The sequence below is a fragment of the Peribacillus psychrosaccharolyticus ATCC 23296 genome, assembly GCF_000305495.1.
Lineage (GTDB): Bacteria > Bacillota > Bacilli > Bacillales > DSM-1321 > Peribacillus > Peribacillus psychrosaccharolyticus.
This window is the reverse complement of the sequence record NZ_AJTN02000181.1, coordinates 21,629-29,779: the sequence shown is the minus strand read 5'-3', so window position 1 is coordinate 29,779 and position 8,151 is coordinate 21,629. Positions and strand designations below refer to the sequence as shown.

The 8,151-nt window shown below is 39.3% G+C and carries 7 protein-coding genes; 5 read left to right on the top strand and 2 right to left on the bottom strand.

The features are described 5' to 3' along the window. Window positions 1-57: 57 nt before the first annotated feature. Window positions 58-378, bottom strand: coding sequence for a hypothetical protein (locus WYK_RS09520; protein WP_040374264.1), 321 nt, complete (start codon window positions 376-378; stop codon window positions 58-60). 111 nt (window positions 379-489) lie between these two features. Next, complete coding sequence (locus WYK_RS09515; protein WP_040374263.1) at window positions 490-1,269, bottom strand: DUF1189 domain-containing protein; 780 nt, start codon at window positions 1,267-1,269, stop codon at window positions 490-492. A gap of 194 nt (window positions 1,270-1,463) precedes the next feature. Here WYK_RS09515 and WYK_RS09510 point away from each other — a divergent pair, with 194 nt between their 5' ends. The 5 genes from WYK_RS09510 (at window position 1,464) to WYK_RS09490 (ending at window position 8,072) form a co-directional block, all read left to right on the top strand. Then, window positions 1,464-3,095: a Na/Pi cotransporter family protein gene (locus tag WYK_RS09510; RefSeq protein ID WP_040374262.1), complete on the top strand. Its 1,632-nt coding sequence runs from the start codon at window positions 1,464-1,466 to the stop codon at window positions 3,093-3,095. 50 nt (window positions 3,096-3,145) lie between these two features. Beyond that, window positions 3,146-3,628 carry a DUF456 domain-containing protein gene (locus WYK_RS09505; protein ID WP_040374261.1) on the top strand — a complete coding sequence of 161 codons (483 nt, stop codon included), beginning with the start codon at window positions 3,146-3,148 and terminating at the stop codon, window positions 3,626-3,628. A gap of 153 nt (window positions 3,629-3,781) precedes the next feature. Further along, on the top strand, window positions 3,782-4,390 hold the full coding sequence (locus WYK_RS09500) for a superoxide dismutase (protein ID WP_040374260.1): 609 nt from the start codon (window positions 3,782-3,784) through the stop codon (window positions 4,388-4,390). 149 nt (window positions 4,391-4,539) lie between these two features. Then, window positions 4,540-5,769: an MFS transporter gene (locus WYK_RS09495; protein ID WP_040374259.1), complete on the top strand. Its 1,230-nt coding sequence runs from the start codon at window positions 4,540-4,542 to the stop codon at window positions 5,767-5,769. Between the two features lie 152 nt (window positions 5,770-5,921). Then, entirely contained in the window at window positions 5,922-8,072 is a 2,151-nt protein-coding gene (locus tag WYK_RS09490) for a peptidoglycan D,D-transpeptidase FtsI family protein (RefSeq protein WP_081704837.1), read from the top strand. The last annotated feature ends 79 nt before the right edge of the window (window positions 8,073-8,151 follow it).

Sequence of the window (8,151 nt, the reverse complement as noted above, 5' to 3'; positions counted from 1 at the left end):
TATTGTATCAATGATAGTGAGGACTTACAAGGAATTGAATTTAATTTTGCTGTTACATTACTTATATAGAGGAATTTTATACCGTTTACCTATTTGCATGGATTCAGGGTTAATCCCATTTAATTTCTTGAAATCGGTTACTACTTGTTCAATTGAAACAGGTATTCCTCCTTGCTTGTTTTCAACTATTGAAAGCAAGGTATCGCCTGGTGCAATTGTGGTTTCAGTAAAAGGAAGGGTAACCGTGGCTGCTGGGACAGAGTCAGTAGTTTTTGAGGGTGCGGCGGGAATGGCTGTTGGCAAAGTACCGACTGAAACATCATAGTAAATAATAAATAGAATAAAACAGATGGTGAAAAATAACAGCATACGTTTCATTTTCAGCCCTCCTAAGACTTGTCCTTTACTCATTATACGAAGGAAAAATGAAAATATGCTTATTTTTCGGCAGTAAAAAAACAGACCACAATTAATGGGGTCTGTTTCCGTCTAGCTGATGATCTCTTTTTCAGGCGGTACTTCTTTGATAGCCATATACATCATGAGGAACGTTACGAACCAGCTGATGAAGCTTCCAAAAGGAACGGTTGCTTGGAATGCAGCCATAATGGTAAAGAAAATCGTGGGCAAGGTAATACAGTAGGCGCAAATCCTCCAGAGGTGGCGATATCCTAGAGTGCGCTGTAGTGAATTTTTGAATAATAAGCCAAACACAGCGAACAATGTAACCTTGATAAATAAGACGGCACTGCTGAATAAATAAATCATTAAAACAACCAGTGGAATGGCGATTACGAGTGAAGCATCTACTGAGTCGACCAGACCTTGGAAGTCTTGTTTATTTACAGCAAGTCCTTCCATTACGGAATAAGGACTAACTTGGGATTGTCCATCTGCAACAAAGACGAGTTCATTTTTGAGCAATGCAAACCCATTTTGTGTCTGAAGTTCTACGTCAGTACTGGTCATTTCGCCCGTTCCATCGAGGAAAATGGTAAAGTCATCTTTCTGTTGAATATAAGGCTCGTTACTTTCGACAGTCAATGTACCATTTTTGATTTCGAAATCTGGCATACCTGAAGAAAGCATGTCCTCTGCTGCCTCAACACCCGTAGTGACCATGTTACTGAAATAAATGGCCGATGGAATAATCGAAATGAGTGAAAGAAGAAAAACGAATAAAATCGTTTTGCCTATTCCTTGATGACGAGTTGCGGCAATATCTTTAGGTGAATATAGACTAACAATTAGTTGCTTAAAAACGTTCATTTTTCCACAGCATCCTTTTTTTGTTTGAAATACTTCTTCATTTTATATATCCTCATACAGGAAAACAAGAATATACTTCATTTAAATGTAAAGGTAGTGTAAATTTTTGCTGAAAAGCTTTCATAAAAAATTAGAGATATCCATAATGAAGAAGAGATACATATAGGGTTGTTAGGAATCAGGAGGTCGAGATTGTGAATTTTCCATACCAAGTCATCATCTTTCAGTTAATCGGTGGTCTTGGAATCTTTGTATTCGGAATTAAATTCATGGGTGAAGGTCTTAAAAATATAGCCGGTGATCGGCTAAGAACTATTTTGGATCGTTATACATCCACACCGCTGCGGGGGATTCTTTCTGGGATGGTGATAACAATATTGATCCAAAGCAGTTCAGGAACTGCAGTGCTTGCCGTAGGTCTGGTAAGTGCGGGGGTTTTATCCTTAAAAAAAGCCATTGCGATTATTATGGGTGCCAATATTGGGACAACAGTCACCGCTTTTATCATTGGCTTTCAGCTTTCAGAATATGCGCTGCCCATTATGGCTTTAGGCAGTCTGCTTCTATTTTTCTTTAAAAACAAAATGGTCATCCACGCGGGGCAAACTATATTTGGTTTTGGGAGTTTGTTTCTTGGACTTGAGATTATGGGAGCGGGACTCGAGCCGCTTCGTTTAGTTGATGAATTTCGAGAATTAATGCTAGGCATAAGCTCAAGTCCTTTCCTAGGATTCATTGCCGGGGCATTGTTCACTTCTGTGGTTCAAAGTTCTAGTGCCTCGGTCGGTGTGTTGCAGGAGCTTCATGCCCAAGGTTTAATTACGCTGAAAGCATCCCTGCCGATTTTACTTGGAGATAATCTCGGAACAACCATTACAGCGTTGCTTGCTTCTATTGGTGCTTCGTTAGCAGCTAAACGGACAGCTTGGGCACATGTTCTATTTAACGCAGCAGGAGCATTTTTGTTTTTATTACTATTGCAGCCATTTGCACTGCTTGTAACTGTTATGAAAGAAGCGTTTGGTTTAAACCCGCATATGTCGCTGGCGTTTGCTCATGGTTCTTTCAACATTTTAAATACACTGATTCAGCTTCCGCTCATTGCTGTTTTGGTGAAAATCGTTACGGCTTTCGTTCGGGACAATCGTGAGGTCACTGAGTACCGTACGTCTCACCTAGACCCTGTATTTATTGAACAGTCAGCTGCAATCGCCCTTGGGCAGGCGAAGGAAGAAGTGTTGCGGATGGGTTATCTTTCAGCGAAAGGCCTTCTAGAGGCACAGGATTACTTGTTCAGCCGAGAGAAAATACATGCAGAGGCAGCAAGGGGAATGGAAGAGGCCATCAATCAATTTGATCGTGATATAGAAAAATACTTGGTTAGGCTCTCTTCTACATCGTTATCGCATGCTGAATCTGCTAAGAATTCAATGATGATGAATACGGCAAGAGATATTGAACGGGTAGGCGATCATATTGAAAATCTTATCGAACTAGTGGATTACTTAGTTTCACATAAAGTTACTTTATCCGATTCAGCCATGACTGATTTAAAAGAAATATTTTCGTTGACTATTTTTTCATTAGAGCAGTCAATTCAAGCGTTGGATCATCATGATTGTGATCAGGCAAGACGAGTTATTAAAAATGAAGAAACGATAGATAGAATGGAACGTACATTACGAAAAAAACATATTTTGCGGATTAATGAGGGGCTTTGCAGTGCGCCAGCTGGAATTATTTTTATTGATATTCTCACGAACCTAGAACGAATTGGTGATCATGCCGTTAATATAGCTGAAGCGACACTCAATATTCGAAAATAGGGTAGGTTTTATTTTTAAAGAAATGGGAAGAGTAGAATGGAGGGATAAAGATGGACGTACTTTACTGGATATTAATTACAGTCGTGTTTTTGGTTGGTTTTGTCGGGTTGATTTTTCCGATTATCCCGAGTGTGTTATTTATTATCGGCGGCATCATCCTTTATGGACTGCTGTTTACATTTGAACCTTTTAACTGGGTTTTCTGGCTGATACAAATTTTATTCGTTATTTTGTTATTTGCAGCGGATTATGTTGCGAATTTGCTGGGTGTTAAAAAATATGGCGGTACAAAAGCTGGTATCTGGGGAAGTACCATTGGCCTCTTGGCCGGTCCTTTTATTATCCCATTTTTTGGTATTCTAGTCGGCCCATTTATTGGGGCTGTAATCGCTGAAATGATTGTTCATCGGACAAATCTTGTAACTGCTGGGAAAATTGGCTTAGGGTCTGTTGTTGGTTTCATCAGCGGTACAATCACAAAGGCACTTATTCAGCTGTTTATGATTGCGTATTTTCTATTTGTCGTACTTTGACAATAAAAAAATTCTCAGTTACGAGCTTAACGTTTGTATCAGTGTGAAATCTCTGCTAATCTAAAGTTACTAGCTATATATTTGCTCATGGGATTCCCTGACGAGTATAAAGCCTGTAATCACTCAATTACATAAAGGGAGGAATATTTTATTATGGCTTTCGAACTTCCACAATTACCGTACGCATATGATGCGTTAGAACCACACATCGACAAGGAAACAATGAACATTCATCATACGAAGCACCACAACACGTATGTAACGAACTTAAACGCAGCACTTGAGGGCAATGAAGAACTTCTTAGCAAAAGCGTAGAAGAAATTGTTGCTAACCTTGATGCAGTTCCAGAAGAAAAACGTACAGCAGTACGTAACAATGGCGGCGGACACGCTAACCATTCATTATTCTGGACAATTATCTCTCCAAACGGCGGCGGACAGCCTACTGGAAAATTGGCAGAAGCAATCACAAGTAAATTTGGAAGCTATGACAGCTTCAAAGAAGAATTTGCTAAAGTTGCAACAACTCGTTTCGGATCTGGCTGGGCATGGCTTGTTGTAAACAATGGTGAGATTGAAATCACAAGCACACCAAACCAAGATTCACCACTTTCTGAAGGCAAAACACCAATTATTGGTCTTGATGTTTGGGAGCATGCTTATTACCTAAACTACCAAAATCGTCGTCCAGAATACATCAACGCATTCTGGAATGTTGTTAACTGGAACGAAGCAGAAAAACGCTACAACGCTGCAAAATAAGTAACTTTTTAAAAGCCGAGAATTCCCTTGTGGAGTTCTCGGCTTTTTTTGTCGCCCATTATTAGCGAATATTTGGAAAAATCCATGGTTTTACATAATCATTCATGTTTCTTCAAACACTAAACGGGAGTTTGAGGGGGAGTTAAAGCATGGGTTTTGTGAAAAAATGGACTGGCGGTATCGAGGTTAAAAGAGATTTACATCTTTTGCTGCTTATCGGCGGTCTTTACAGTCTTAGCATTGCGTTGTCAAATACCTTTGTGAATGTGTTCTTGTGGAAACAGTCTGGCGAGTTTATTGATATTGGACTATATAATCTTACGATTGTCATCATTCAGCCGCTTACGTTTATTTTAGCTGGAAGGTTAGCTAAAAAGGTAGATCGAGTCATCGTTCTGCGGCTGGGTGTGATTTTTTTGGCCCTCTATTATCTGACCGTTTTATTTGTCGGAGAAAATGCAACTCGGTTTATCATTCTGCTAGGGGCTTTACTTGGGATTGGATATGGCTTTTACTGGCTTGCATTTAACGTCCTGACATTTGAAATTACAGAGCCGGAAACAAGAGACTTTTTTAATGGGTTTCTTGGTCTGCTAGGTTCTTTTGGAGGAATTATTGGGCCTGTGACAGCAGGATATATTATTTCTAAGATGAATGCTTTTAGCGGGTATCATGTAGTATTCGGAATCTCCTTAGGGTTATTTGCTGTTGCCGTCGTACTCAGCTTTTTCTTGGTGAGACGACCGGCTAATGGAAAGTACTTATTCTTAAGGATTCTTTCAGAACGTAAAAATAATGAAAATTGGCGGTTGATTACGCTTGCTCATTTTTTTCAAGGCGTGCGTGAAGGAACCTTTATGTTTGTGATTTCCATATTCGTATTCATTAAGACAGGCAGCGAACTGGCACTTGGTAATTTCAGTATGCTGAATTCAGTTATTGCATTTATTGCTTATTTTGCTGTTTCGCGTTATATCAAGCCCCATATGAGAAAGAAAGCAATTCTCACAGGAGGGCTTTTACTTTATGCTGGTGTATTCCTCGTTGCATTTGATGTTAGTTATACGAAGATGCTTATGTATGCAGTGGTCATCGCGATTGCTTATCCGATTCTTTTAGTTCCGTATACATCTCTTACCTACGATATCATTGGAACAGCCTGGAATGCCGCAGAAATGAGGATTGAGTATATCGTTGTACGTGAAATGTATATTCAAATGGGACGAGTGGTTTCGCTGCTAGGCTTTATCGCTGTTGTTTATTTCTTTGATCCTGCGATAAGCTTGCCGTATTTTCTACTAATTGTTGGAGCCGGGCATACACTTATTTATTTGTTTGTACGAAAGATCAAACCAATCGGTCATCGTGCGGAAGGTTAATTATTTCAGGAAAACATTTCTAATTAATTGCTTGCAGCAGTGAAATCAAGGATTTCTAGTGCTGACAGGCTTTTTTTGCTGTAATTAAAGAACACAAAGGTAGAAAAGAATATTTTTTTTATATAGAATAAGAATAAGTATTTGGATTAGAGATGAAAAAGGAAGTGTGCACTCAGGTGAAGAAAAATAAGAAGAAAAAGACGCATGTTCCTTTTAGGCTAAATATGCTTTTCTTTATGGTTTTTGTGTTATTTTCAGCACTTATTTTACGACTAGGTATTGTCCAAATTGTATATGGTGATGATTATCGGCGTGAAATTGAACGGACAGAGGAAATTACGGTTAATAACCCTGTACCAAGGGGAAAAATGCTCGATCGTAATTTAAAGGTTATGGTCGATAATGAACCGCTTAATGCAATCACGTATACAAGGAAGCAAGGAACAAAGACAAGTGAAATGCTTGAAACAGCTGAAAAGCTGGCGGTCTTAATTGAAAAAGAGACCAATAAAGTAACAGAACGAGATAAAAAAGACTTTTGGATTCTTAGAAATCCGGAGCTGGCAGAGAAAAAAATAACAAAAAAAGAGCGAATAAAGGTTTCTGAAAATGAAATGACAGAAGCTGATTTGTATAAAATCCAATTATCAAGAATTACGGAGGAGGAACTGAAGTCTCTGGACTCTGAGCTTGAAGTTCTTGCCATTTACCGTGAATTCAGCAGTGGTTATGCTTTGACTCCTCAAATTGTTAAAAATGACGGGGTATCTACGGAGGAATATGCAACAGTCAGTGAACATTTGGATTCATTGCCAGGTGTCGGAATTACGACTGACTGGAAGAGGGCTTACACATTTGATAAGACATTAAAGTCTGTACTTGGTAAAGTATCTTCTTCTGAAGAAGGACTGCCAAGTGAAAGTCTTGAGTATTATTTGGCCCGCGATTATAGCCGAAATGACCGCGTAGGAAAGAGTTATCTTGAAGCAGAATATGAGGATGTCTTACAGGGACAAAAGGCTAAAGTGAAAAATGTGACGGATAAGGCTGGAAATGTCATTGAATCCACTACTATTACTGAAGGATCGCGTGGGAAAGATATGGTTCTTACCATTGATATGGACCTTCAACTGGCAACCGAACAAATTATCGAAAAGCAATTGAAAGAAAAGAAAAGTTTTGGGAACACACAATTTCTTGATCGTGCGTTTGTCGTGATGATGGATCCCTCTACGGGGGAAGTCTTAACTATGGCTGGGAAGCAATATGGAAAGAATCCGAAAACTGGAAAAAGCGAAATCCAGGATTTTGCGCTTGGAAATATCACCACATCCTACGCGATGGGTTCAACAGTTAAAGGCGCTACTGTCTTAACTGGATACCAAACGGGTGCGATACAGCCAAATAGCTATTGGTATGATACGAAAATTCGTATTAAAGATACCCCGCCTAAAGGTTCGTATAAAGACTTTGGGAATATTAACGATTTAACCGCATTAAAGGTTTCTTCCAACGTCTACATGTTCCGGACAGCAATCAAAATCGCCGGAGGAAATTATGTTCCGAATGAACCACTAAGTATAAACCAATCTGCTTTTTCAACCATTCGAACATCATTTAATCAATTCGGACTCGGGGTTCGTACAGGAATTGATCTTCCAAATGAAATGGTTGGTTTCAAAGGAACGGAAACAAACCCAGGTAAACTAATGGACCTTGCCATTGGTCAGTATGATACGTATACCCCAATGCAGCTGGCCCAATATGTATCAACTATTGCTAATGGCGGGAATCGAATGAAGCCGCATCTAGTCAAGGAAATTCGTAAGCCTGTTGATGATAATAACCAATTAGGTCCGATTGTTGAAGAAGTTTCACCAGTTGTCTTAAATAAATTAGAGATGAAGGATGAATGGGTTCAACGAGTTCAAAAGGGATTCCATATGGTTGCACAAGAACAGGGTGGATCTGCTTATATATACCTTGGCAATAAAAAGTATGAGTCATCAGCCAAAACTGGTACAGCACAAGCGTTTTATGATGGCCCAAATCGTAAGAAATATGATGAACCACAAGATACGATGAATTTAACGCTTGTCGGTTATGCGCCTTCGGAAAAACCTGAAGTTGCCTATGCGGTTGTAGTGCCGTGGGCATACCAAGGTCACTCCGGTCATTCTATGAATAAAGAAATTGGCGCAGCTATCCTTGACAAATACTTCGAACTAAAAGAAGAACGTGCTAAGGGAAAAACTACGGAACAATCAGTCGATACGAAAGTCGATCATACTGAAGAGGAATAAATAGAAATATAGTGAAAAGCTGTCGAGATACATCTCGACAGCTTTTTTGTTTGAGTGTTTACAAATCAATTACACTAAT

Excerpts from the sequence above, each read along its gene's own strand:
- WYK_RS09500 (WP_040374260.1), top strand. The coding sequence starts at position 3,782 with ATGGCTTTCGAACTTCCACAATTACCGTACGCATATGATGCGTTAGAA.
- WYK_RS09490 (WP_081704837.1), top strand. The coding sequence starts at position 5,922 with ATGAAAAAGGAAGTGTGCACTCAGGTGAAGAAAAATAAGAAGAAAAAG.
- WYK_RS09505 (WP_040374261.1), top strand. The coding sequence starts at position 3,146 with ATGGACGTACTTTACTGGATATTAATTACAGTCGTGTTTTTGGTTGGT.
- WYK_RS09515 (WP_040374263.1), bottom strand. The coding sequence starts at position 1,269 with ATGAACGTTTTTAAGCAACTAATTGTTAGTCTATATTCACCTAAAGAT.
- WYK_RS09520 (WP_040374264.1), bottom strand. The coding sequence starts at position 378 with ATGAAACGTATGCTGTTATTTTTCACCATCTGTTTTATTCTATTTATT.
- WYK_RS09495 (WP_040374259.1), top strand. The coding sequence starts at position 4,540 with ATGGGTTTTGTGAAAAAATGGACTGGCGGTATCGAGGTTAAAAGAGAT.